This window comes from Azospirillum formosense (assembly GCF_040500525.1).
Classification (GTDB): Bacteria; Pseudomonadota; Alphaproteobacteria; order Azospirillales; family Azospirillaceae; genus Azospirillum; species Azospirillum formosense_A.
Window position 1 is genome coordinate 228791 of the sequence record NZ_CP159405.1, and the last position, 24427, is coordinate 253217.

25 protein-coding genes and 1 tRNA gene are annotated in these 24427 nt (G+C 69.4%); 11 read left to right on the top strand and 15 right to left on the bottom strand.

Annotation, left to right across the window (positions count from 1 at the left end; translation table 11 throughout):
• Positions 1 to 45: 45 nt before the first annotated feature.
• From ABVN73_RS25385 to ABVN73_RS25400, 4 genes are all read left to right on the top strand, one after another.
• Positions 46 to 399, top strand: a complete 354-nt coding sequence (locus tag ABVN73_RS25385) for a hypothetical protein (RefSeq protein WP_353861847.1) — start codon at positions 46 to 48, stop codon at positions 397 to 399.
• Between the two features lie 74 nt (positions 400 to 473).
• The gene (locus ABVN73_RS25390; protein ID WP_353861848.1) at positions 474 to 1982 is read left to right on the top strand and encodes a multicopper oxidase domain-containing protein; all 1509 of its coding nucleotides are present in this window, start codon (positions 474 to 476) and stop codon (positions 1980 to 1982) included.
• Positions 1983 to 2206: 224 nt separating this feature from the next.
• Positions 2207 to 3244 carry a polysaccharide pyruvyl transferase family protein gene (locus ABVN73_RS25395; protein ID WP_353861849.1) on the top strand — a complete coding sequence of 346 codons (1038 nt, stop codon included), beginning with the start codon at positions 2207 to 2209 and terminating at the stop codon, positions 3242 to 3244.
• A 73-nt stretch (positions 3245 to 3317) separates the two neighbouring features.
• The gene (locus ABVN73_RS25400; protein WP_353861850.1) at positions 3318 to 4592 is read left to right on the top strand and encodes a hypothetical protein; all 1275 of its coding nucleotides are present in this window, start codon (positions 3318 to 3320) and stop codon (positions 4590 to 4592) included.
• Here the strand turns inward: ABVN73_RS25400 and ABVN73_RS25405 are convergent.
• From ABVN73_RS25405 to ABVN73_RS25460, 12 genes are all read right to left on the bottom strand, one after another.
• Positions 4555 to 5223, bottom strand: a complete 669-nt coding sequence (locus ABVN73_RS25405; protein ID WP_353861851.1) for an ABC transporter permease — start codon at positions 5221 to 5223, stop codon at positions 4555 to 4557. The genes ABVN73_RS25400 and ABVN73_RS25405 overlap by 38 nt on opposite strands.
• A 155-nt stretch (positions 5224 to 5378) precedes the next feature.
• A complete protein-coding gene (gene modA / locus ABVN73_RS25410; RefSeq protein ID WP_353861852.1) occupies positions 5379 to 6134 on the bottom strand; it encodes a molybdate ABC transporter substrate-binding protein in 756 nt (251 codons plus the stop codon).
• Positions 6135 to 6298: 164 nt separating this feature from the next.
• Entirely contained in the window at positions 6299 to 6430 is a 132-nt protein-coding gene (locus tag ABVN73_RS25415) for a hypothetical protein (RefSeq protein WP_353861853.1), read from the bottom strand.
• A gap of 173 nt (positions 6431 to 6603) precedes the next feature.
• Complete coding sequence (locus tag ABVN73_RS25420) at positions 6604 to 6762, bottom strand: hypothetical protein (protein WP_353861854.1); 159 nt, start codon at positions 6760 to 6762, stop codon at positions 6604 to 6606.
• A gap of 73 nt (positions 6763 to 6835) precedes the next feature.
• Positions 6836 to 7909 carry an aldose epimerase family protein gene (locus ABVN73_RS25425; protein WP_353861855.1) on the bottom strand — a complete coding sequence of 358 codons (1074 nt, stop codon included), beginning with the start codon at positions 7907 to 7909 and terminating at the stop codon, positions 6836 to 6838.
• A 226-nt stretch (positions 7910 to 8135) separates the two neighbouring features.
• Entirely contained in the window at positions 8136 to 8936 is an 801-nt protein-coding gene (locus ABVN73_RS25430) for a MetQ/NlpA family ABC transporter substrate-binding protein (RefSeq protein ID WP_353861856.1), read from the bottom strand.
• 10 nt (positions 8937 to 8946) lie between these two features.
• Entirely contained in the window at positions 8947 to 9615 is a 669-nt protein-coding gene (locus ABVN73_RS25435; protein WP_353861857.1) for a methionine ABC transporter permease, read from the bottom strand.
• The gene (locus ABVN73_RS25440; protein WP_353861858.1) at positions 9581 to 10645 is read right to left on the bottom strand and encodes a methionine ABC transporter ATP-binding protein; all 1065 of its coding nucleotides are present in this window, start codon (positions 10643 to 10645) and stop codon (positions 9581 to 9583) included. The genes ABVN73_RS25435 and ABVN73_RS25440 overlap by 35 nt, the downstream gene beginning before the upstream one ends.
• Positions 10642 to 12312, bottom strand: coding sequence for an acyl-CoA synthetase (locus tag ABVN73_RS25445; protein ID WP_353861859.1), 1671 nt, complete (start codon positions 12310 to 12312; stop codon positions 10642 to 10644). The genes ABVN73_RS25440 and ABVN73_RS25445 overlap by 4 nt, the downstream gene beginning before the upstream one ends.
• 197 nt (positions 12313 to 12509) lie before the next feature.
• The gene (locus ABVN73_RS25450; RefSeq protein WP_353861860.1) at positions 12510 to 13289 is read right to left on the bottom strand and encodes a MetQ/NlpA family ABC transporter substrate-binding protein; all 780 of its coding nucleotides are present in this window, start codon (positions 13287 to 13289) and stop codon (positions 12510 to 12512) included.
• A 74-nt stretch (positions 13290 to 13363) separates the two neighbouring features.
• Positions 13364 to 13564 carry a hypothetical protein gene (locus ABVN73_RS25455; RefSeq protein WP_353861861.1) on the bottom strand — a complete coding sequence of 67 codons (201 nt, stop codon included), beginning with the start codon at positions 13562 to 13564 and terminating at the stop codon, positions 13364 to 13366.
• 413 nt (positions 13565 to 13977) lie between these two features.
• Positions 13978 to 15117, bottom strand: a complete 1140-nt coding sequence (locus tag ABVN73_RS25460; protein WP_353861862.1) for a c-type cytochrome — start codon at positions 15115 to 15117, stop codon at positions 13978 to 13980.
• A 219-nt stretch (positions 15118 to 15336) separates the two neighbouring features.
• Here ABVN73_RS25460 and coxB point away from each other — a divergent pair, with 219 nt between their 5' ends.
• Genes coxB through ABVN73_RS25475 form a run of 3 tightly spaced genes read left to right on the top strand, consistent with a single transcriptional unit; the run spans position 15337 to position 19216 of the window.
• Positions 15337 to 16305, top strand: coding sequence for a cytochrome c oxidase subunit II (coxB, locus tag ABVN73_RS25465; RefSeq protein ID WP_353861863.1), 969 nt, complete (start codon positions 15337 to 15339; stop codon positions 16303 to 16305).
• Positions 16302 to 18833, top strand: a complete 2532-nt coding sequence (gene ctaD, locus ABVN73_RS25470; protein ID WP_353861864.1) for a cytochrome c oxidase subunit I — start codon at positions 16302 to 16304, stop codon at positions 18831 to 18833. Before coxB ends, ctaD begins: the two co-directional genes overlap by 4 nt.
• Positions 18834 to 18856: 23 nt before the next feature.
• Complete coding sequence (locus ABVN73_RS25475; RefSeq protein ID WP_353861865.1) at positions 18857 to 19216, top strand: hypothetical protein; 360 nt, start codon at positions 18857 to 18859, stop codon at positions 19214 to 19216.
• A 10-nt stretch (positions 19217 to 19226) separates the two neighbouring features.
• Here ABVN73_RS25475 and ABVN73_RS25480 read toward each other — a convergent pair whose 3' ends face one another.
• Positions 19227 to 20090, bottom strand: coding sequence for a DUF2189 domain-containing protein (locus ABVN73_RS25480; protein WP_353861866.1), 864 nt, complete (start codon positions 20088 to 20090; stop codon positions 19227 to 19229).
• A 236-nt stretch (positions 20091 to 20326) separates the two neighbouring features.
• Between ABVN73_RS25480 and ABVN73_RS25485 the strand changes: the two genes are divergently transcribed.
• Together ABVN73_RS25485 and ABVN73_RS25490 are read left to right on the top strand one after the other, a co-directional pair.
• Complete coding sequence (locus ABVN73_RS25485; RefSeq protein WP_353861867.1) at positions 20327 to 20620, top strand: acylphosphatase; 294 nt, start codon at positions 20327 to 20329, stop codon at positions 20618 to 20620.
• A 250-nt stretch (positions 20621 to 20870) separates the two neighbouring features.
• The gene (locus tag ABVN73_RS25490; protein ID WP_353861868.1) at positions 20871 to 21317 is read left to right on the top strand and encodes a hypothetical protein; all 447 of its coding nucleotides are present in this window, start codon (positions 20871 to 20873) and stop codon (positions 21315 to 21317) included.
• Positions 21318 to 21320: 3 nt separating this feature from the next.
• Here ABVN73_RS25490 and lipB read toward each other — a convergent pair whose 3' ends face one another.
• Positions 21321 to 22061, bottom strand: coding sequence for a lipoyl(octanoyl) transferase LipB (lipB, locus tag ABVN73_RS25495; protein WP_353861869.1), 741 nt, complete (start codon positions 22059 to 22061; stop codon positions 21321 to 21323).
• A gap of 125 nt (positions 22062 to 22186) precedes the next feature.
• Between lipB and ABVN73_RS25500 the strand changes: the two genes are divergently transcribed.
• Positions 22187 to 22273, top strand: a tRNA-Leu gene (locus tag ABVN73_RS25500).
• Positions 22274 to 22380: 107 nt separating this feature from the next.
• On the opposite strand, the gene ABVN73_RS25505 is transcribed toward ABVN73_RS25500, so the two are convergent.
• Positions 22381 to 22683: an STAS domain-containing protein gene (locus ABVN73_RS25505; RefSeq protein WP_353861870.1), complete on the bottom strand. Its 303-nt coding sequence runs from the start codon at positions 22681 to 22683 to the stop codon at positions 22381 to 22383.
• A gap of 297 nt (positions 22684 to 22980) precedes the next feature.
• On the opposite strand from ABVN73_RS25505, the gene mgtE reads away from it, so the two are divergent.
• Complete coding sequence (gene mgtE / locus ABVN73_RS25510) at positions 22981 to 24420, top strand: magnesium transporter (protein WP_353861871.1); 1440 nt, start codon at positions 22981 to 22983, stop codon at positions 24418 to 24420.
• Positions 24421 to 24427 lie beyond the last annotated feature (7 nt).

Consider the following 24427-nt stretch of genomic DNA (forward strand, 5'->3'; position numbering starts at 1 on the left):
CGGGGTGGATGCCCCCTTGTCGGATTGGCGGTGATCAGGCGGCTGGTGGCGGGACTGCTCCTGCTGGCCGCGCTGGCGCTGTTCGCGCCGTCCCCCGGCCAGGCGCACATCCATGACGGTGCCCACGGCCAGGGCCATGCCGCATCCTCGGCGCCGACGCCGGCCGCTGAGGCTTGGGTGGGCGACGCCGACCACGCGCCGCCGGCGGGCGACGCCTGCGCGGGGAAGAACGGACTGTCCTGCGGTGGCGCCTGCCCGATGATGCTGTCGGGCATCGCCACCACGGCGGTTTTCCCCACGCCGCCGCTCCGCGCGTCCGCGCCCTTCCGGCCGACCGGCCTGTTGCCGGAGGGAATCGGCCCGCCGCCGGCCCTCAGGCCACCGCGCATGGCCGTTTGACCGGACTCCATGCCCGGGGTGCGCCTCCGCCGCGCGCCATGGGCCGGCATTTCCCGACAACGGACCATCGCATCATGACGATTCTTCAGACCCGCCGCCGCTTCCTGGCGTCCGCGGCATCGGTCGCCGCTCTGGGCGGCCTGTCCACCCTCCTTCCCGCCGTGACTCCTGGGGCCGCGCGCCCCGCATGGGCCGCGGCTCCCCTCCGCCTCGCCGTCGAGCGGCGCGTGCTGGAGGTGATGGGCAAGCCCGCCTCGGTCTTCGGCATCCGCCAGCCGGACGGCACCGCCGGCTTGGTCCTCGATCCGGGGCAGCGCTTCCTGGTCGATCTGGCGAACCGGGCGGGGGAGGACACCGTCATCCATTGGCACGGCATGACCCCGCCCTACGCCCAGGACGGTGTGGCCGACGCGAACCGGCCGCTGATCCGCGACGGCGCCAGCCAAGGCTACGATTTCGAACCGCGGCCCGGCACGCACTGGATGCATTCGCACCATGGCCTCCAGGAACAGCGACTGATGGCGGCCCCCTTGATCGTCCGCACCGCCGAGGACCGGCGGGCGGACGCGCAGGAGGTCACCGTGCTGCTGCACGATTTCACCTTCAAGGACCCCGCCGAGGTGCTCGCCGGGCTGATTGGTGGTGGCATGAATCACGGTGGCGGGCATGGAATCGGCCACGGCGGCCATGGCAGCGGGCATGGCGGGGCCATGCCGATGATGGACCACTCGAATATGAAGGGGATGGGCGGCATGACCATGGCCGCCATGGACCTCAACGACGTGGAGTACGACGCCTACCTCGCCAACGACCGCACGCTCGACGACCCGGAGGTGGTGCGGGTGGAGCGCGGCGGGCGGGTCCGGCTGCGGCTGATCAACGGGGCGACCTCCACGGCCTTCCACATTGACCTCGGCGCCCTCGACGGGACGGTGGTCGCGGCGGACGGCAACCCGGTCCAGCCGGTGACCGGGCGGCGCTTCGGCATGGTCATGGGCCAGCGGCTGGACATCCTCGTCCAGCTGCCCGCCGGGGGCGGCGCCTTCCCCATCCTGGCGCAGCGCGAGGGGGAGCGCCAGCGCACCGGCATCATCCTCGCCACGCCCGGCGCCGCGGTGGGCAGGACCGCCGGCCTCGCCGCCGCCGCCGCCGGGCCGGTGGACCTGTCGCTGGAGCGGCGCTTGACGGCGCTCGACCCCCTGTCGCAACGCCCCGTGGAGGCGGCCTTCACCATCCGGCTGTCCGGCGGCATGGCCCCCTATGTCTGGACCATCGACGACCGTCCCTTCGGCGAACACCGGCCGCTGACCGTCCGCAAGGGGCAGCGGGTGAGCGTCACCATGGTCAACGAGAGTCCGATGGCCCACCCGATGCATCTGCACGGCCAGCACTTCCAGGTGACCGCGCTGAACGGGACGGCGCTGGCCGGGGCGGTACGCGACACGGTGCTGGTGCCGATGAACGGTTCCGCCACCATCGCCTTCGACGCCGACAATCCGGGGCGCTGGCCGTTGCACTGCCACAACCTTTTGCACATGGCGACGGGGATGATGACCGAATTGGTGTGCGAACAAACCATATGAATACGAATATTCCGGCGCGGCCCGACCGCGCCGGAACGGGTACCGCAAAAGCTCCGCGCCGGTTCGGACGGATGAAACCGGCGCATTCAGGCGCATTCCTTTGGGAGCGAACTTTCACGCATCACTCCCATTCACATTGGACCGGGACGTGTCACTTCTCTTCCATCTCCGGGGGCGGCAACCAATGTTCCGGGACCAATCTTCTGCGGGGGCGGCCATTGGCCATGGATACGTGGTGTTATGACGGCGGTGCCGGGGGGCGCGCGGCCGCCGGATCTGGTGGTGGGTCCGCCGGCGGTGCCGCCGGTGCGGCGGACCTCTGGCTGGACCCGGACCTTGCGGCCCTGGAGGCGCTGTCGCTGCGGGTGCGGGACCTGGTGCTTCCGCATCTGGGCAGTGGACCGGCCGTCTATGCGGACATCCCGGTCCACCTGAACGTCGGGGACCTGCTGATCAACCAGGGGGCGGAGGCGCTGTTCGCCGACGGTGGCGTGGAGATCCGCGAGCGGGTGACGCTGGGCAACGCCCGGCGCCTGCTGCGCCGCCAGCGCGACGGGCAGGCGGCGATCCTACTGCACGGCGGGGGCAATTTCGGCGACCTCTACCCCCATCACGAGACGTTCCGGCAGAAGGTGCTGGAGAGCTTTCCGTCCAGCCGCATCGTGCTGCTGCCGCAGACCGTCTACTACCGCGACCACGACCGGCTGCGCCACGACATGAAGCGCTGGGCGGCCCACCGCGATCTGGTCTTCATGGCGCGCGACGCGCCGTCGCTCGATCTGGTGCGGCCCTTTCTGGGGGAGCGGGCGATCCAGGTGCCCGACCTCGCCCATTACCTGACGCGCTATCCGACGCGGCTGACCCCGGTCCGCCCGGCCCACGACACGACCCTGCTCGTGATGGCCCGGCGCGACCAGGAATGCGCGGGGCGCCATTGGCTGCGCCAGGACTCGCCGGTCTTCGATTGGGAGGACCTGTGCGGGCCGGAGGATTTCGCCGGCTTCGCCCTGGCCGCCCGGCTGATCCGGCTGGACGACGCGGTGCCGCTGCCCGCCGATCCGCTGCGCGGCTGGTATCCCATCCGCGACCGGCTGGTCCGCAAGGCCGTGGCCCATTTCGGCGCGGCCAACGCCGTGGTCACCAACCGCCTGCACGGGATGCTGCTGGCCCTGATGATGGGACTGCCGGTGCAGGTGCGCGACAACTCCTACGGCAAGCTGACCAACTACATCGACAGCTGGCTCGCCGATTGGAAACGCTGAGGGCTCCGGGAACGTTTGCGCTCCGCATCCGTCTGTCATCCCGGAACACGGGCTGAAGAGGGCGTCGGCGGGCATGGCGGGCAAGGGGCTGCACATCGGAGTCGAGGAGGTGGCGAGCGGCGGTCTGGTCCGCCGCACCGTCCTGCTGTCCGAGGATGGGGCCCGCCGCCGGCAGCGCGTGGTCTACGAATTCGAGGACGCGGCCGGGACCGCGGCGGACCGGCCGATGGACGGGACGGTGATGGCCGTCCTGTTCCACGCCATGCAGCGGGGGCTCCCCGTCCATGTGCACGGGCCGCTGACCCGCACGGCGCTGCACAACATCGACACGCTCCAGGGGGTGTGGCGGCGCTGGCGTCCGGACCGCTACCGGACGGTGGAGATCATCCCGGAGACGGTGGTCGACCGCACCGCGCCCAAGCCGGGGCGCCGGGCCATCGCCGCCTACTCCGGCGGGCTGGACAGCACCTTCACCATCCTGCGCCACCGGCTGCTCCTGCCGCCGGAGCGCCGCCACCATGTCGGCGCGCTGCTGATGGTGCACGGCTTCGACGTGGAGCTGGACCGGCCCGAGGATTTCGAGCGGCTGGTCGAGCGCACCCGGCCCTTCCGCGAGCTGGTCGGGTTGGACCTGCGCGTGGTGCGGACCAACAGCAAGGAGCTTCATCTCCAGAACTGGCAGGATTCCCACGCGGCGGAGCTGGCGGCTTGCCTGCACCTCTACGGCGCGGAATTCGAGTTCGGGCTGATCGGCAGCACCAAGCCCTACGACGCGCTGGTCATCCCCTATGGCACCACGCCCGTCGCCGACCATCTGCTGTCCGGCGACGGCTTCGCCATCGTCCATGACGGGGCCGCCTATTCCCGCACGGAGAAGGCCGCGGCGGTCGCCGCCCATCCGGAGGCGGTGCGCTCCCTGCGCGTCTGCTGGGAGGGGGCGGAGCAGTTCCGGAACTGCGGCGTGTGCGAGAAATGCGTGCGCACCCGGATGAACTTCGCCGCCGCCGGTGTGCTTGCCCCGGACTGCTTCGACGGGCCGCTGGACCCGACCCGCATCGCCGGCATCCCCGTGCGCAACGAGCCGCAGGCGGCGGAGCTGCGCTCCATCCTGGACTACGCCCGCCAGCACGCGGTGGAGGGGGAGTGGCTGGAGCGGCTGAGGGAGCGGGTGCGCGCCATCCAGCCGGACTTTGGGGAACCCGAACCCGGCCGCCCCCAACCCCGTTCTCTCCGGGCGATGAAGAGCGCCTCCGCCTCGCTGCGGCAGGCGACGGTGGCGCTGCTCGACGCGATGGAGTTGAAGCAGCCGCTCAAGCGGGTCCGCAACCGTCTGCGGACCCGCGGCTGAGCCGGCCCTTTCGCACTCGGTTGTCCCGCCGCGCGCCGAGCCGCCGCAGCGCCACCAGCATCAGCAGCGCCGCCGCCAGCAGCAGGACGGCGCAGGCCACGGCAATGCCCGTCTCCCCGGTGGCGATGTTGAGGAAAACGGCCATGGGCAGCGTCTCGGTCTTCATGCGGGTGGCTCCGGCGACCATTAGCGTGGCACCGAACTCGCCCAGCGCCCGCGCCCAGGCCAGCACGGCCCCCGCCGCGATGCCCCTGGAGGCCAGCGGCAGCTCCACCCGCCAGAACACCGCCCAGGGGGCGGCGCCCAGCGACTGCGCCGCGACGGCGTAGCTCCGGTCGACGGATCGGAAGGCCGCCGTGGCGGTGCGCACCACCACGGCGGTGGACACGAAGGCCAAGGCCAGCACCACGCCGGCTGGGGAAAAGAGCAGTTCCATCCCCAGCGCGGGAAACGGCCCGTTCCGCCCGAGCAGGAACAGCAGCCCCAGCCCGGCGACCAGCGGCGGCATGACCAGCGGCACGTCGAGCAGCGTGTCGAGCAGGAGCTTTCCCGGAAAGCGCCGCCGCGCCATCAGGTAGGCCGCGGGCAGGCCGAGACCCAGCGCGATCCCCAGCGCGGCGGCGGAGGTCAAAGCCGACAGCCACAGCGCGAACAGGGTCTCCGCCGCGGCGAGGGCGGTCCACAGATCGCCTGGGGCAGGCGGGCCAGCAGGGCGCCCAGCACGCCCGCGATCGTCAGCGCGACGACGGCGAGCGGCAGGGCGAGCAGGGCGGCGAAGCCCATCCGTCACATCTTCGGGGCGGGCGGGAAGCCGAAGCGCCGGAAGGTGGCGAGGCCGGCGTCCGAGGCCAGGAAATCGGCGAAGCGCTTGGCGGCGTCCGGCGCGGCGCTGGTCTTCAGCACGGCGACGGGGGCGTATTCGGCCTCGTACCAGTCCGATGGGATGGCGATGACGGACAGCTTGCCGGGGTTCTGCGCGGCCTCCGACACGCCGATGATCGCGGCGTCCACGTTGCCGTCCAGCACATAGAGGGCGAGCTGCTTCACGGTCGCGGCGCGGACGGTGACGTTGCGGCGGATCGCCTCGCCCTGGCCGGACCTGTCCAGGATGTCTTCCGCCGTGCGGCCCAGCGCCATCGCCTGCGGGTCGCCCAGCCCGACGCGGACGCCCGGCTTGGCGAGGTCGGCAAAACTGCGGATCGCCTCGGCCTTGCCCGGCGCCACCGCCAAAACCGGGCCGTGCACCACCAGCACCTTGAGGTCGGCGACGGCGTCCAGCTCCTTCAGCTTGTCGGTGTAGAAGGTCGTGCCGGGGATGAACAGGTCGCCGGTCCTCGTCTCGGCGAAGCGGGCGAGCAACTGGCCAGACCCGCCATATTCGGCCGTCACGGTGATCCCGGTCGCCTTGCGGAAGTCCTCGATCAGCGCGTCCACCGGCGGGCGGAGGCCGGCACCGACATAGGCGTGGAGATCCTGGGCCGCCGCCGCGGTGGTCTGGAGGGCCAGCAGCCCGAAGGCGAGGACGAGGGCTTTCAAACGCATGGACACGGTTCCTTTGGTTCGTTGCCGAATGGTGGCTCGCCCGACGCTGTATCGGTTCGGATACTGCGCTGGATGGACGCTGTCAACAAGCCGTTGTACGCTAAGGTATATAGCGGTTGCGGGCATGGGACGTTCCCCTCTCCCCAGAGGGGAGAGGGTTGAAATCAACTCACCAACGCTTCCAAGGCGCCGCGCATGCCGCGCTCCTCGATCATCGCCAGATGGGCGGCGGAGCGATGGGCCAGACCGGGGATGCGGGTCAAGTCCTCGCCCCACAGGGCGGCGTTGGACAGCACGGCGTCACCAGCGCCGCCGGGTCGTCGCCATGGGTGGCTCAGGCGCCGGACAGCGCCGTCAGAACCGCGGCGTCGTCGCGGATGAGGTCGGGACCGGCGTCACGGCTGCCGCTGCACGTGCCGTTCGCCTCCGGCGTGCCCTTGTAGTCGAACCGAGTTCAGCGAAATAGCGATCAGCTCGTGCCGGATGAAGGGTTGCCGAAGCGCTCCATGATGGTGCGGGCGTAGTCCTGGCGCTCGGCCTCCGGCAAGGGCACGATCCCGCCGAACATCACCGTGTTGAGGTAAGCGGACAGGGTGGCGTCGTCCATCATGCCCTTCACCGTGTCCACCCCCCGCCACGAAGGCGGCGAGCGAATCACGGGAGAGAAGGGGCATGACGGAGAATCCTATGGGAATCGGAAGTCAGGCGATGCCGAAGCGGTAGACGATGCGGCCCGCATACCACTGGCCGGGGGCCAGCGCGGTGGAGGGGAAGGACGGGATGTTGACGGCGTTGGGAAAGTGCGACGGCTCCAGGCAGAAGGCGCTGTGCCGGGTGTAGAGCGTGCCGCCCTTGCCCAAGTCGCGCGGCGTCTGGCCGTCGAGGAAATTGCCGGTGTAGACCTGCACGCCGGGTTCGGTGGAGAGAACCTCCAGCACCCGGCCGCTGCCCGGATGGACGACGCGGGCGTGCAGCCCCAGCGCGCCCTCCGGCTTGTCCACCGCGTAATGCAGATCGTAGCCCTTGCCGAGCGCCAGCATCGGGTGGTCGGCGCCGATCCGCGCGCCGAAGGCGGTGGGGCTGCGGAAGTCGAGGGGTGTGCCGGTCACGTTTACGAGTTCCCCGGTGGGGACGGCGGTGGCGTCGAGCGCCAGATAGCGGCCGCCGTTGACCGTCGCCACATGGTCGAGGATGGAGGACCCGGCGTCGCCCGACAGGTTGAAGAAGCTGTGGTCGGTGAAGTTCGCCACGGTCGCCTTGTCCGCCGCCACGGCGGTCCAGGCGATGGTCAGGGCGTTGTCCTCGTCCAACGCATAGACCAGCCGGACGGGCAGGGTGCCGGGGAAGCCCTCCTCCCCGTCCTGGAGGACGTGGGTCAACTCCAGGCTCGTTTCGTCCAGTTGACGCGCGTTGAAGGTGCGGAAGCGCGAGCCGCGCTGGCCGCCGTGCAGCGTGTTGGGCGGCGCGTTGACGGCGGTGCGGTGCTCCACCCCGTCCAGCGTGAAGCGTCCGCCGCCAATGCGCCCGCAATAGCGCCCGATGAAGGAGCCCATGGAGGGCTGGCCGGCCATCGTCTGCTCCAGCGTCTCATAGCCCTGCACCACGTCGCCGAGGGCGCCGTCGTGGTCGGGTGCCAGGATCTGGACGATCTTGCAGCCGTAATTGGTGATGCGGACGACCATGCCCCGGTGATTCCGCAGGGTGAACAGGTCGGTCGGCGTGCCGTCGATGGTGGCGCGGAAATCCTCGCGCCGGAGGTCGGCATAAGGCGTCATGGCGTGGGTGCCCCTTGGACCGGAGGAAGGCCGGAAGGATATCGGATATATTAATATATTAGTTGTCGGGGCGGAAGGGGCAACCGGGAGCCATGGCCGGAGCGGGCGTTTTTGCCGCAGGCGGAGTCTTCGGGCTCGATGAGGAGCATTTTGAATGAGAAAGCCCCGGCCCATCGACCGGGCCGGGGCTTCCCCGAGACGCACAAAAGCCTGTCCTGCCCGGCAATTACCAGGCCGGGACCACCGCGCCCTTGAAGCGGTCGAGGATGAACTGCTTCACCTCGTCGCTCTGGTACACCTTCACCAGAGTGGCGACCCACGGCTTGTCCTGGTCGGCCTTGCGGACGGCGATGACGTTGGCGTAGGGGCTCTCGCTGGCCTCGCGGGCGATGGCGTCCTTGTTCGGGTCCAGGCCGGATTCCATGGCGAAGTTGGTGTTGATGACCGCCACGGTCACGTCGTCCAGCGAGCGCGGAAGCTGGGCGGCGTCCAGCTCCAGGATCTGCAGCTTCTTCGGGTTCTCGGCGATGTCGAGCGGCGAGGCTTTCAGGCCGGCGCTCTCTTTCACCTTCAGCAGCCCCTTGGCCTGGAGCAGCAGCAGGGCGCGGCCGCCGTTGGTCGGGTCGTTGGGGATGGAGACCTTGGCGCCGTCGGGCAGCTCGTCCAGGCTCTTCACCTTCTTCGAGTAGACGCCCATCGGGAAGATCACCGTCTTGGCGACGCTGACCAGCTCGTAGCCGCGGTCCTTCACCTGGTTGTCCAGGTAGGGCTGGTGCTGGAAGGAGTTGGCGTTCAGGTCGCCCTGGGCCAGCGCCTGGTTCGGGATGACGTAGTCGGAGAACTCCAGAACCGTCAGGTCGAGGCCTTCCTTGGCGGCCAGCGGCTTGACCTTCTCCAGGATCTGGCCGTGCGGGCCGGGGGTGACGCCGATCTTCAGGGCTTCGGCGGACGCGCCGACGGCGGTCGCCAGGGTCGCGATGCCGGCCACCAGACCAAAGGCCGCGCCGAGCACACGGTTACGGAACATCTCCAACTCCTCAGGACTTCAGGTTGCGTTTGTTGACGCGGCGGGCGATCCAGTCGCCCGTCGATTGAACGATCTGCACCAGAACGATCAGCACGATCACCACGGCCAGCATGACCTCCGGCAGGAAGCGCTGGTAGCCGTAGCGGATGCCGAGGTCGCCCAGCCCCCCGCCGCCGACCGCACCCACCATGGCCGAATAGCCGATCAGGCTGACCACCGACAGGGTGAGGCCCAGCGCGATGGCCGGCATCGCCTCCGGCAGCAGGACCTTGCGGATGATCTGGAAGGGCGTGGCGCCCATGGACTGCGCCGCCTCGATCAGGCCGCGGTCCACCTCGCGCACGGCGCCCTCGACGATGCGGGCGATGAAGGGCACGGCGGCGACCGTCAGCGGCACGATGGCCGCGGCGGTGCCGATGGAGGTGCCGGCGATCAGCCGGGTGAAGGGGATGATCGCCACCACCAGGATGATGAAGGGGGTGGAGCGCGTCATGTTCACCAGCACGCCGACGATCCGGTTGAAGGCGAGATTCTGCAGAAGCTCGCCCCGGCCGGTGACGGCCAGGAGCACGCCCAGCGGAAGGCCCAGCGCCGTGCCCAGAAGGCCCGACACCGCCACCATGTAGAGCGTGTCGAGAAGCGCCTTAAACAGCAGCGCGTAGATTTCCGGGGATAGCATGACCGAGCACCTCGACACCGAGCTTGTTGACGTTCAGGAGGCTGATGGCCGCCTCGATGGACTGCGGGTTGCCGATGGCCTCCACCACCAGCGTTCCGAAGGGCGCGCCCTGGATCTCGTCGATCTGGCCGTGCCAGATGTTCAGGTCCAGGTTCAGCTTGCGGCTGATCGCGCTGATCACCGGGGAGGTCGCGCGCTCGCCGGTGAAGGTGATGCGCAGCACCATGTTCGACCCCGGAACCGGCGTCGCCGACAGGCGGGCGCGCAAGGAGTCCGGGATGCCGCGGTTGATCACCGGGTCGACGAAGGTCTTCGTCGTCTCGTGCCTGGGGTGCGCGAAGATGTCGAAGACCGGCCCCTGCTCGATGATCCGCCCGTTCTCCATCACCGCCACCTTGTGGCAGATCTCCTTGATGACGGCGATCTCGTGGGTGATCAGGACGATGGTCAGCCCCAGCCGCTTGTTGATGTCGGCCAGCAGGTGGAGGATCTGGGTCGTCGTCTCCGGGTCCAGCGCGGAGGTCGCCTCGTCCGACAGCAGCACCTTGGGCTTGCTGGCCAGCGCGCGGGCGATGCCGACGCGCTGCTTCTGCCCGCCCGACAGTTCCGCCGGGTAGCGGTCGCGCTTGTCGGTGAGGCCGACGAGGTCGAGCAGCGGCTCCACCGTCTCGCGGATCTGCGCCTTCGCCACCCCGGCCAGCTCCAGCGGCAGGGCGACGTTGTCGAACACCGTGCGCGAGGACAGCAGGTTGAAGTGCTGGAAGATCATGCCGATGCTGTGCCGGGCCTCGCGCAGTTCGCGCGGCGACAGGGCGGTGACGTCCACCCCGTCGACCAGAACGCGGCCGGAGGTCGGCTTCTCCAGCAGGTTCACGGTGCGCAGCAGCGTGGATTTGCCGGCGCCCGAGCGGCCGATGATGCCGTAGATCTCGCCGCGCCCGATGGTCAGGTCGATGTCGGCGAGCGCCTGGACCGGCTGGCCGGTGCCGCGGGACGGATAGGTTTTCTGAAGCTGTTCGAAGGTTATCATACGCTCTTGGCCTCCCGACGTGCGCCCAGACCGCGGGCCGCGTCGCGCAGGACGGTCTTCTGGATTTTACCGGTCGATGTCTTCGGCAGGTCGCTGAACACGACGGTGCGCGGCACCTTGTAGTGCGCAATGCGGTCGCGGCACCATTGAATTATGTCGGACTCAGAGGGGCGCGCCGCGCCGGGCTTCACCGTCACGAAGGCGCAGGGGCTCTCCCCCCAACGGTCGTCGGGGCGGGCGACCACGGCGGCCTCCAGAACGGCGGGATGCCGGTACAACGCTTCCTCCACCTCCAGGGACGAGATGTTCTCGCCGCCGGATATGATGATGTCCTTGCTGCGGTCCTTCACCTCGATATAGCCGTCGGGGTGCAGCACGCCCAGATCCCCGGTGCGGAACCAGCCGTCCTTCAGCGCCTCCCTCGTCGCCGCCGGGTTCTTCAGATAGCCCTTCATCACCGTGTTGCCGCGCAGCGCGATCTCGCCGATGGTCTGGGCGTCGGCGGGAACCGGCCGGCCGCTCTCGCGGTCGAGCACGGTGGCGTCCTCCACCGCGACATGGTTCACCCCCTGCCGCGCGAACTGCAGCGCCAGCCCGTCGGCGTCAAGAGCCCCCCAGCCGTCCTGCGGGGCGCAGACGGTGGCCGGGCCGTAGCATTCGGTCAGCCCGTACATGTGCACCACCTCGAAGCCCAGCGCCGCCATGCCGGCAAGGACCGCGGAGGGCGGGGCGGCGCCGCCGGTTCCCACGACGACAGGGCGGGGGGCTGGCCGCCGCACCGACGCCGGGGCGTGGATCAGCATGTTCAGCACGATCGGCGCGCCGCACAGATGGGTGACGCCCAACTCGGCGATGGCGTCGAAGATCGCCGCCGGCTCCACCCGGCGCAGGCAGACATGGGTGCCGCCCGCGGCGGTGACGGCCCAGCTGTAGGTCCAGCCGTTGCAGTGGAACATCGGCAGCGTCCACAGGAAGACACTGTCGGGACGGACGTTCAGGGTGAAGGCGTTGCCCAGCGCGTTCAGATAGGCGCCGCGGTGGTGGTAGACGACGCCCTTGGGGTTGCCGGTGGTGCCGCTGGTGTAGTTGAGCGCGATGGCCTGCCATTCGTCGTCCGGCCCGCGCCAGGGGGCCGGGTCGGCGGCGGCGAGGAAGTCCTCATACTCCACGGCACCCAGCGACGGGGCGTCGGGCACCTGCTCGTCGGCGATCTCCACCAGCGTGACGGGGCGCTCCGTCCGGGCGAGCGCCGCCTTGGCGACCGGAGACAGCTCGCGGTCTACGATCAGGAGCTTCGTTTCGCTGTGGTCCAGGATGAAGGCGATGGCCGCGGCGTCCAGCCGCGTGTTCAGCGCGTTCAGCACCGCGCCGGCCAGCGGCACCGCGTAATGGGCCTCCAGCAGCGCCGGGACGTTGGGCGCCAGCACCGACACCGTGTCGCCGCGCCCCACCCCGGCCCGCTGCAGCGCCCCGGCGAAGCGCCGCACCCGGTCGTGGAACTGCGCGTAGGTGATGGTCCGGCGGCCGTGGACGATAGCCGGCTTGTCCGGATAGACCTTCGCCGCGCGCTTCAGGAAGCTGAGGGGGCTGAGCGGGACGTGGTTCGCAGGGTCGGGGGCGAGACCGCGGTCGAAGATCGAGGCGGTGCGGCTGAACGGGCCGGTCATGACGGAGCTTCCTGAAAAGTCGAAATTTTTGCCCGTTGACACCCCTCTCCCGCCCCGGGAGAGGGAATGGTCACGCGCGTCAGCGTGGGAAGGGTGAGGGTGCCGGCAGGATCAGCGCCTTGATCCTTGCCGGTACCCTCACCCGGCCCTTCGGGCCACCCTCTCCCGGGGCGGGAGAGGGGATGGAGGAACGGCGATCACCAGGTCGGGATGATGGTGCCGTTGAAGCGCGTGTTGATGAAGTCCCGCACCTCGGCGGAGCGGTACAGCTCGATGAAGCGCTTGATCGCCGGATCCTCGGCGCGGTCCTTGCGGACGGCCCAGACGAGGTGCCATTTCGACTGGTCGTCCTCCAGAACCAGGGCGGTCTTCGGGCTCAGCCCGGCCAGGACCGCGTAGTTCAGCGTGATGACCGAGGCGTCCACGTCGTCCAGCGAGCGCGGAAGCTGGGCGGCGTCCAGCTCCACCAGCTTGATCTTCTTCGGGTTGGACGCGATGTCGGCGATGGAGGTGGTGAGGCCCGCCCCGTCCTTCAGCCCGATCACCCCGGCCTTGGCCAGCAGGAACAGGGCGCGGGCGCCGTTGGTCGGGTCGTTGGGGATGGAGACGCTGGCCCCCTCCTTCAGGTCGGCCAGCGATTGGACCTTCTTCGCGTAGATGCCCATGGGCACGACGATGCTCTTGGCGACCGGCACGATCTCGTAGCCGCGCTGCTTGATCTGGTTGTCGAGGAAGGGCTGGTGCTGGAAGTTGTTGGCGTCGATGTCGCCGGACTGGAGCGCGGCGTTGGGCATGTTCCAATCGGTGAACTCGATCACCTCCGCCTTCAGCCCCTCCTTGGCGGCGATCTTCGCCGTGTATTCCAGGATCTCGCCATAGGGGCCGGCAGACACGCCGAGCTTCAGGGCCGCGGCGCCGGCGCCGGTGGAGACTGTGAGAAGGGCGGCGGCGGCAATGGACGTCAGAAAGGCTTTCACGGAACGGGTCCTTTATGGGCGGTGTGGAATGGCTTGGTCGGGCGATGGGTGCGTTGTGAAATACAGGCGCGCGATCAGTGCCGCCGCACGCCGGAGCGCCGGGCCGCCAGCTGTTTGGCGGCGCGCTCGGCCTGTCCGACGTTGCGGAAGGTCTTGCGGTCGAGGTCCTTGAAGGACCAGTCGGACACGAAGAAGGTGAAGCCGCCCTGGCCGGCGACGACGATGCCGGCGGACCGGCCCTGAACCTCGATGGCGTAGGCGTTGGAGGTGCTCATGACGGTGTTCTCCCTCGGCCCGCGGCGCTGCGGCGCGCGGGTTTCAAACGGATCGGATGCTGGACGGGACGGCTTGGCGCGCTGAGGTCAGCGGCGACACATGGCGTTGCGCATTCGGCAACACAGGCCCGTCACGGTGCCGGTCCGATCGGTTGGGGAGGGGAGGGTCATCATGGTCATTCCGGTCACTCCTTCCAGAGTTCCACGACCGGTATCGTGGCGCTTTAGCGTTTGGTGACGCGGCGCAAGCTGGCGATCAAATTGCCGCGGGGCACCCCCCTTGGGTGTCCGGGTTTTTATCTACAATGCGAGTGGGCATTCGGTCAAGAAGGAAAGTGAATTGATTCTGTGAAAATACCAATATCACATACATAGAATGTACAATAACCGCTGCAGACATGGACGGCCGGGGTTCAGCGCCGGCCGTCCTCGCTGGCCGTCTCCCGTGGACGGCTCTGCGCGTAGTGCAGCGACAGCGCGTGGATCTGCTCCTCGGTGAGGTTGCGCGCCGCGGCGCCCATGATCCTGGACAGCGGCGTGTCGCCGTGAGCGTCCCTTTGCCAGAGGCGGAGCTGGTCGGCGATGTAGCTCGCGTGCTGCCCGTCGAGGCGGGGATAGCGCGGGTCGCGGTCCTCGCCGTGGCAGCCGGAGCAGGCCGGCACCCCGGTGTCGCGGTCGCCGGACTCGGCCAGCCGGGCGCCCAGCGCCAGCAGGGCCGGATCGGCGTCGGCGGGCGGGGGCGGGTAGGGCGCCGTCTGACCCGCATAATGGTCGGCGAGGCTGCGGAGAATCGACTCGTCCAGTCCGGCGGCCACCGGCTGCATGATGCCGCTGTGCCGTCCGCCATCGGCGTAGGCCTTCAGCGTGTGGAAGAGATACTCGGCGTTCTGGCCGGACAGGCGGGGGAAGGCGGCGGCGCTGTCTCCGGGGCCGCCCCCGGCGCCGTCATAGCCATGGCAGCGGGCGCAATTGTCCAGCACCTCGCGGGTGGAACCGTCCAGCATCGCCAGATCGCCCAGCGCCGAGCGGTCGCCGTCCGGCGCCGTCTCCCCGAAGGCGAGGCGCCGGTATTCCTCGGCGCTCATGCCGTCCAGCCGGCGCAGGAAGGCGGCCACCGCCCAGGGCTCGTCGTCGCGCGCCTGCGCCGGCCAGGCGGGCATACCCGCGTATTTGATGCCGTTGTAGGTGATCCAGTAGAGCTGCTTGTCCGTCCAGTCCCCGGCATGGCCCGGCAGGAAGGGCGGGGCGGGCAGCATGTGGCGCGAGATCGGGTTGCGACCGACGTCCGGCGCGCCGTGGCAGGGTGCGCAGCCGTCCTCGTAATGGCCGGCTCCGCGCCGGATCAGCGCCGGGTCGTCGAGGTTGGGCGGCTCGCCGACGAAGGCGGCGTGCGTCTCGATGGAGCTGCGCATCGCCATGCCGAAGAACCAAGTGACCGGCGGCCAGTGCTCCTTGCTGGCGGCGATGTTGTAGAGCCCCGACCAGGCGAACAGGAAGCCCCCCACCGCTTGGGCGCCCAGAACCAGCCCGATGATCGTCAGAACTCTGCGCATGGAGGGGAGGCTCCGCCGGTTGTGAGTGTCCGTCCCCGAGTGAATGCTCCCCCGCCGACCGAAGTTCCGGCGGAACCTGTGGCCTTGCCGTGAGTTTAGCCGTGCAACGACGATGCCCGCCGCCGCGGGCCAACGCCGCGAGGGGGGTGCATGGACCGCAGGTCTGGCCGCAGCGAGGCACGCAGACGGAACTGGCGGGGAGCGGCCCTGGCCGGCGGAATGGGGCTCTTGGCGGCCTGCGAGCGGGGGCCGCAGTCCGCGCTGCATCCCGCCGGGCGCAACGCCGAGGCCATCCTGGACCTGACGCTGATTCTGGTCGCCGGGGGCGGGGTCATCTTCCTTTTCGTCATGGCGCTGGCGGGGTACGCCGTCATCGCCCGGCCGGAACGCTTCCCCGGAAGCCGCGCCTGGATCATCGGCGGCGGCCTCGTCTTCCCCATCGTCACGCTGACCGCGCTTCAGGTCTACGAGTTCGCCGTGGCCCGGCAGCTGTCGGACACCGGCGGTGTGGAGCCGCTGCGCGTCGAAGTCACCGGCTACATGTGGTGGTGGGAGGTCCGCTATCCCGACGTGACGGTGGGGGGCGCCGGGGAGGGGGGTGAGGTCCTGCGCACCGCCAACCGCCTCGTCATTCCCGCCGGGCGCCCGGTGGAGGTGGTGGTGACCGCGGCGGACGTTATCCACAGCTTCTGGGTGCCCAGCCTGGGCGGCAAGATGGACATGATTCCCGGCCACGAGAACCGGCTGATCCTGGTCGGGGAGCGGCCCGGCACCTACCGCGGCCAGTGCGCCGAATATTGCGGCGCCCAGCACGCGCTGATGGCCTTCGACGTGGTGGTGGAGCCTCCCGACCGCTTCGAGGAGTGGCTGGCCACCGAGCGCCGCCCCGCCGCCGAGCCCGGCGGGCCGCAGCAGGCGGCGGGGCGCAACGCCTTCCTGCGCGCCGGCTGCGGGTCCTGCCACACGGTGCGCGGGACGCCGGCCAACGGGGCGGCGGGGCCGGACCTGACCCATGTCGGCGGGCGCGGCGCGCTGGCCGCCGGAACTCTGCCCAACACGCCCGAGGCGCTGGCCGGCTGGATCGCCGGGGCGCAACACATCAAGCCGGAGAACCGCATGCCGTCCTTCCCGATCCTGGGCGGCGACGATCTGCACGCCATCGCCGTCTGGCTGGAGAGCCTGAAATGACCCCACCGCTCGACGATGCCGCCCTGCCCAACCGCCTGCCGCGCCCGAAAGAGGAGCTGGAGGCGCTGAAGCGCGCCTGGAAACCGACCTCCGGCCTCGGTCTGCTGAAGGAGGTGAACAACAACATCATCGGGGTGATGTACATCGGCACGGCGCTGCTGTTCTTCGTCATCTCGGGCACGCTGGCGCTGGTCATGCGGACGCAGCTCGCCGTGCCGGAAAACGACGTGCTGGGGCACAGCCTCTACAACCAGTTCTTCACCGTGCACGGCACGGGCATGATGTTCCTGTTCGCCGTGCCGATCGTCGAAGCCATCGGTGTCTTCCTGCTGCCCTCCATGCTGGCGGCGCGCGACCTGCCCTTTCCGCGCCTGTCGGCCTTCGCCTTCTGGGCCTATCTGTTCGGCGGTCTGGCCTTCTTCTGCTCGCTGATCTTCGAGGTGGCGCCGGACGGCGGCTGGTTCATGTACCCGCCGCTGACCAGCATGAAGTTCTCGCCCGGCATCAACGCCGATTTCTGGCTGCTCGGGATCGGCTTCATCGAGATCTCGGCCATCGCCGGGGCCATCGAGATCATCGTCGGCATCCTGCGCACCCGGCCGCCCGGCATGACGCTGGACAAGATCCCGGTCTATTGCTGGTCGATGCTGGTCATGGCCGGCATGATCGTCTTCGCCTTCCCGGCGGTGATCATCGCGACCGCGCTGCTGGAGATCGAGCGCGCCTTCGACTGGCCCTTCTTCATCGCGGAGCGGGGCGGCGACCCGCTGCTCTGGCAGCACCTGTTCTGGTTCTTCGGCCATCCGGAGGTCTACATCATCTTCCTGCCGGCGGCGGGGCTGGTGTCGATGATGGTGCCGGCGCTGGCGCAGCGGCCGCTGGTCGGCCACGACTGGGTGGTGGTGGCGCTGGTCGGCACCGGCTTCTTCAGCTTCGGCCTGTGGGTGCACCACATGTTCGCCACCGGCATCCCACCGCTGAGCCTGAGCTTCTTCTCCGCCGCCAGCATGGCCGTGTCGGTGCCCGCCGGCATCCAGGTCTTCGCCTGGATCGCCACGCTGGGCAAGGGGCGGCTGCAATGGACGGTGGCGACGTGGTTCCTGCTGGGCTTCCTGTTCATCTTCGTGGCCGGCGGCCTGACCGGCGTGATGGTGGCGGTCATCCCCTTCGACTGGCAGGCCCATGACAGCTACTTCGTGGTGGCGCACCTGCATTATGTGCTGATCGGCGGCATGGTCTTCCCGGTCTTCGCCGGACTGTATCACTGGTGGCCGACGCTGAAGGGCACCATGCTGTCGGAGCGGCTGGGGCGCTGGGCCTTCTGGATGATGTTCATCGGCTTCAACGTCGCCTTCTTCCCCATGCACGTCAGCGGCCTGATGGGCATGCCGCGCCGCGTCTACACCTACCCGGGGGATCTCGGCTGGAACGTCCTGAACATGGTCTCGACCGTCGGGGCCTTCGTGATGGCCTTCGGCGTCCTGCTGGTGCTGATCGACATGGCGCGCGACGCCTTCGGCCGGGGGCGCCCGGCGCCGGAGAATCCGTGGAAGGCGGGAACGCTGGAGTGGATTCCGAACGACGACTACGCGACGCGCAGCATCCCGCACGTTCGCTCGCTCTACCCGCTGTGGGACAACCCCAACCTGTCGCGCGAGGTGCAGGAGGGCGCCCATTACCTGCCCGGCGCCCCGACCCGCCGGCGGGAGACCATCGTGACCAGCCCGATCGAGGCGCGGCCCCAGTATCTGATGCCGATGCCCGGCCCGCACTGGAGCCATTTCCTCGCCGGGCTGTTCACCGCCGCCCACTTCATCTGTCTGGCCGTGCAGCTCTACTGGGTGTCGCTGGTGCCGGGGGTGCTGGCCATCGCCTCGGTCTTCTGGTGGGTGTGGAGCCTGGACAAGGGGGCCGACCACCCGCCGCAGGACGTCGGCGGCGGCTGGCGGGTGCCGGTCTATCTCCAGGGATCTGAGAACCATTCCTGGTGGGGGACGGCGGTCCTGCTGCTGGTCGACGGGACGGCCTTCGCCTGCCTGTGCTTCACCTACGTCTTCCTGTGGACGGTCAGCCCGGACGTCTGGCCGGCGGGCACCGACGCCCTGCCGGGGCTGGGATGGCTGTTCGGCGAGGCGGGGCTCTGGATCGTGGCGGCGGGGACGATGCTGCTGGCGAGCCGCGCCGTGGCCGGCAACCGTCCCTGGGCGATGCGGGGACTGCTGCTCGCCGGTCTCCTGCTGATGCTGGCCGCCGCGGTGGCCGAGCCCTACAACCGCATCGGCAGCGGCCTCGTGGCGTCGGAAAGCGCCTATGGCGCCATCGTCTACATGCTGGCCTCCTGGCAGGTCTTCCACGTCGTGATCCTGGTCCTGATGACCGGCTTCACGCTGGCGCGCTCCGTCGCCGGGCGGCTGCACGCGCAGCGCCGCGTCACCTTCGACAACGTGATGCTGGTGTGGCTCTACACCTGCGGTCAGGGGATCGTGTCCCTTCTGCTGGTGCATCTGTTCCCGCGTCTGGCGGTGTGAGGCCGGAATTTGTGAGGTAAAGCATGGAGAAAACGGCGTTCACCGCGACGTTCACCGGGATGGTGTCGGCCTTCCTGATCTGGGCGGCCCATTTCGCGGCGGTCTACGGCATCAACGGCCTGATCTGCGCCCGCGAATGGGACGGGGTGGAACTGTACGGCCACCCCGTCGCGGTGGTGCTGGTCCTCGGCGCCACGGCGGTCGCCCTGCTTCTGGCCGCAGGCGTGCTGGCGGCGGCGCTGTGGGGCGCCGCTCCGGGCCGGCGGACCAGCGAGGACCCGCGCCGCTTCATCCGCCTGTTCACCGCGCTCGCCGCCGCGGGGGCGCTGGTCGCCATCCTGTGGAACGGGCTTCCCGCCCTGCAGGTGCCGGCCTGCGGCTAGCCCGGCCGCCTCACTCCGGAATCAGGCGGCGGTAAAGGTGCCATGTGGCGTGGCCGAGCACCGGCATGACGATCACCAGCCCGACGAAGGCGGGCAGCGAGCCGAGCAGCAGCCCGCCCGCCACGATCAGGCCCCACAGCGCCATGGGTTCGGGATTCCTCAGCGTGGCGCGGACGGAGGTGCGGATGGCCGTCGCCACGCCGACCCGGCGGTCCATGAGGAGCGGGAAGCTGACCACGCTGATCGCCAGCGCCAGGACGGCGAACAGGAAGCCGACCCCGACCCCCAGCACGATCATGCTCCAGCCGGCGCGGGTGGTGAACAGGGCGTGGGTGAAGGCGCTCCAGCCCTCCGGCGCCAGCGGGGCGAGGGTCGCCATGTAGATGAGCTGTGCGGCCACCAGCCACAGCAGGAACACCGCCGTCAGGATCGCCCCCATCGCCAGGATCGCCCCGAAGGCCGGGGAGCGCGCCACCGCGAAGGCGTCCGCCCAGGACACTCGGTCGCCCCGCTCGCGCCGGCGGCTCATCTCGTAGAGGCCGACCGCGGCGAAGGGGCCGATCAGCACGAAGCCGGAGGCCAGCGGGAACAGCAGGTGCAGCGCGTTCCCGTCGAGCAGCAGTTCGGCCAGCAGCAGCCCGACCAGCGGGTAGATCAGCGCGATGAAGAGGACGTCGGTGCGGCAGGCCATGAAGTCATGGAGCCCTTTCCTCAGCGCGTCGCGCAGGTCATCGCTGCGGATGCGCCGCACCGTGGGCTCCAGGGCCGTCCGTTCCCGCGCCGGCGGGGCGATGGCGTGGCCCGCCTCGGCCAAGCCGTGGGACCAGGATTTGAAATGGGCCGCTCCCCATTCCGCAGGGTTTCGGATGGTCATGTCCGTTCCTCCCGAACCGTTCGTTCAGGGGGTGCGAGCCCGCCCGTGCCCGGTCGCGGCCTTCGCTGTCGCGGCCCGGCGGTCACAGGAGGTCCCGCGCCCCGCCATGCAGGGATGATACGCCGACGAATGGTTGGGGGCACTGTTCATTGGGGGAGGGGAGGGAGCCGGGTTTTCCGGAGCCGGCGCCTGTCCTATTGTCCTTCGCCTCATGGGAAACGACACCGGGGATGGGAATGGCGGAAAAGGAAGACCGCAAGGCCGTGCTGGCCCGCATTCATGGCAAGGTGCAGGGCGTGTGGTACCGCGGCTGGACCGTGGACGCTGCGAACCGGCTGGGGCTGGCCGGCTGGGTGCGCAACCGCGGCGACGGCACGGTGGAGGCGCTGTTCGCCGGCCCGGCGGACGCCGTGGACCGGATGCTGGAGGCCTGCCGCCGCGGCCCCTCCGCCGCCATTGTCAGCGACATCGCCGTGGAGCCGGTCCGCGACCCCGGCCCGGGCGTCTTCGAGCAGCGTCCGACGCAGTGACGCGGGTGGGATGGCCGGGCGTGATGGTTAGCGTTCTGTTAGCCATGCGGGGGCTAGGCTGACCGGTGTGGATGAGGGGCGGATCGCCTTGCCCCCACCCCGGCCCTCCCCCGCTGCGCAGGGGAGGGAGGATGGTCCCCTCCCCTGCGAAGCGGGGGAGGGTTAGGGAGGGGGCACTCGGGTCGGGATGGGCGGCAAAAGGCCAAAATCAGCGCTCCGGCTCCTGCGCGGCACGCTTCTGTCGCTCGGCTTGCTGACGACCGGAGCCGCCTGGGCCAAGGGACCGCTCGACCGGACGGAGCCGGGGCACATGCCGCCGGTGCCGCCCGGCGGCTACGACCTGCCGCTGGCGCCACCGGTGGTCCAGTACCCCTTGCCGCCGCAATGGGTGACGATCCGCTCCACCCAGGACTGGCGGCACGCCGGCACCTTCGAGAAGGAACTGAGCAAGTCCTGCGCCGCCCGCCAGTTCCGGGAGCAGATGCCCATGCGCTACCGCGCCATCTTCAAGGGCGAGGTCCTGGGGGTCGCCTTCGGCCATGGCCTGAACCTGCACGACCCGAAGAAGCAGGCGAACCGCAAGCTGATCTATCTGTTCCGCAACGGCGACAGCACCGGCTGCACCATCGTGTCGATCACCAACGAGGATCTGCGCGTCCTCAACGACGGGCAGCCCGCCGGGGGACCGAAGCGGTAGCCGTCATTCCCCGTCCGGCCCGCCGCCGAAGACCTCCGCGAAGCTGGCGATCAGCGCGGCGTCCACATCCTCCATGGTGACGAGATGGCCGAGCGCCACGATGGAGGTCACCCCATGCTCGCTGATGCCGCAGGGGACGATGCCGGCGAAGTGGGACAGGTCCGGCTCGACGTTCAGCGCGACGCCGTGGAAGCTGACCCAGCGGCGCACCCGCACGCCGATCGCGGCGATCTTGTCCTCCTGGCCGGGGGTGCCGCCATAGGGTCCCTTGTCCACCCAGATGCCGACGCGGCCCTCCCGCCGTTCGCCGCGGATGTTGAAGGCGGCCAGCGTGCGGATCAGCCACTCCTCCAGATCCTGGACGAAAGCGCGGATGTCGGCGCCGCGGGTCTTGAGGTCCAGCATCACATAGGCCACGCGCTGGCCCGGCCCGTGGTAGGTGAATTGCCCGCCGCGCCCGGCCTGATAGACGGGGAAGCGGCCCGGCTCCAGCAGATCCTCCTCCCGCGCGCTGGTGCCGGCGGTGTAGAGGGGCGGATGCTCCAGCAGCCAGACCAGTTCCGGCGCGGTGCCGGCGCGGATGGCCTCGACGCGCGCCTCCATCTCGGCCAGCGCGTCGGGGTAGGGGACGGGCGTGTCGCTGATGCGCCATTCCACCGCCCTGGCCGGGGCGGGAGCGGCGGCGGGAACGGCATCGCCGATGGCGTCGGGGGCGGGCGGAACGGGGGCGGTGAGGTCGGTCATGCCGACGTTATGAACTTTCTTTGCAGAAAACGCGAGACGCCGCTTGATCGGCTGTCGGGGATCTGCTATTCCCCCGCTCCACCCGATGACGGGAGCAACCCCATCGTCGGTTCTACCAGCCTTGTGCGGTCGTGGCGGAATTGGTAGACGCGCAGCGTTGAGGTCGCTGTGGCAGAGATGCCGTGGAAGTTCGAGTCTTCTCGACCGCACCATCCCCCCTGAACCGGGGGATCAGGCAAACAAACGAAAAGCCCGCCGGTCCATCGGACCACAGCGGGCTTTTTCGTTTTAGGGCCAAGGCAAGCAGCCCGGTCCCTCCTCAGCGGAACTCCACATACTGGTCGAGCGCCACGCGCCGCATCGTCTGCACGATGTAGGGTTGCGCGTTGTGCACCGTCACCAGCCCCTTCGCGTCGCGGCAGCGGTTGGCGAGGACGAACAGCATGCCGATCGCCGCGGAGTCGAGGAAGGTCAGATAGCGCAGGTCCAGCCGCACGTCGGGCCGCGCGCCGATGTCCCAGTCCGCCAGCAGGTCGTGGAACTTGCGGCTGTCGTCGTAGGTGAAGCGCCCCGACAGCATGATCCCCTCCTGACCGTCGACGTCGGTGTAGGCGTACTCCATCGTCACATCCGCTGGCCGGTGGTGTCGGTTCTTCTCGGGCTGCGCGAGGTCAAAAGCCCCGCGCGCATTATGGGTGCACGAATTGTGAAGCCCACGCAAGCAATTGCGCGAGCGGCCGGAGGTCCCGAGCCAGTCTGCCGGGCTGGACAAAAGGGCGGCACACCTATATTCGGTGGTCGCCCCGGCGGGAATCCGCGAGGGCTCCCCACCAACCCGCAAACGCCGGTGCGCCATGGTCGGCCGATCGCAGGACCATGCCGTCACGCCGCATTGCCATCGTGAAGGGAGGGTGCCGCCATGCACACCGACCGCCAGGAACCGGATCGTATCCAGGACGATGTGCCGCACCCGGCCGAACGCCCCGACCCGCCCCGCGAGGACGGCGAGGAGGAGCGCGCCTATGGTGTGGAGCCGGAATTCGTCGAGGAGGTCGTCGAACGGCTGCACGCCGGCCGGCGCGACGAGCTGCGGGCCGAGCTGGACAGGCTTCATCCCGCCGACATCGCCGATCTGATCGAGCAGCTCGGCCACGACGACCGCGAGGCGCTGATCGGCGTCCTGCGTCCCGACTTCGACGGCGAGGTGCTGAGCTACCTCAACCACGATCTGCGCGAAGAGATCGTCGAGCTGTTCGAGCCGAAGGAGCTGGCCGCCGCCGTCGCGGAACTGGACACCGACGACGCCGTCGACGTCATCGAGGACCTGGACGAGGAGACCCGGCGCGAGGTTCTGGAGAATCTGCCGGCCGCCGACCGCGCGCTGGTCCAGGAGAACCTGACCTACGACGAATACACCGCCGGCCGCCTGATGCAGCGCGATCTGGTGGCGGTGCCGCAGTTCTGGACGGTCGGAAAGACCATCGATTATGTCCGCGCCGCCAACGACGAGCTGCCGGAGGATTTCTACGACATCTTCGTCGTCGACCCGATGCACCGGGTGGTCGGGGCGGTGCCGCTGTCGCGTCTGCTGCGCCAGAAGCGGTCGGTCCGCATCGCCGATCTGGTGACGGGGGAGGTGGACACCATTCCCGCCACCATGGACCAGGAGGAGGTGGCGAACCTGTTCCGCCAATACGCCCTGGTCTCCGCCCCGGTGGTGGATGCCGGCGGGCGGCTGATCGGCGTCATCACCGTCGACGACGTGGTCCACATCATCGACGAGGAGGCCGAGGACGACATCGGCAAGCTGGGCGGCGTCGGCGATACCTCGATCTACCGCTCGGTGCTGGAAACCTCGCGCTCGCGCATTTCCTGGCTGGGGCTGAACCTGTTCACGGCCTTCGCGGCGGCGGGCGTCATCTCGCTGTTCGAGGCGACCATCGAGCAGATCGTGGCGCTGGCCGTGCTGATGCCGATCACCGCCTCGATGGGCGGCAACGCCGGGACCCAGACGCTGACCGTGGCGGTGCGCGCCCTGGCGACGCGCGAGCTGTCGTCCTCCAACGCGCCCCGCGTGGTGGGGAAGGAGGTCCTGGTCGGGCTGCTCAACGGCGCCGTCTTCGCCACGCTGGTGGGGGCCATCGCCGCGACCTGGTTCGAGCCGATGATCGGCCTCGTGATCGGCTGCGCCATGGTCATCAACCTGTTCGTCGCCGGGCTGTGCGGGGTGCTGATTCCCATCGGGCTGGATCGGATGGGCGTCGATCCGGCGGTGGCCAGTTCGGTCTTCCTGACCACCATGACCGACGTCATCGGGTTTTTGTCCTTCCTGGGGCTGGCGTCGCTTTTGTTGCTGTGACCAACGA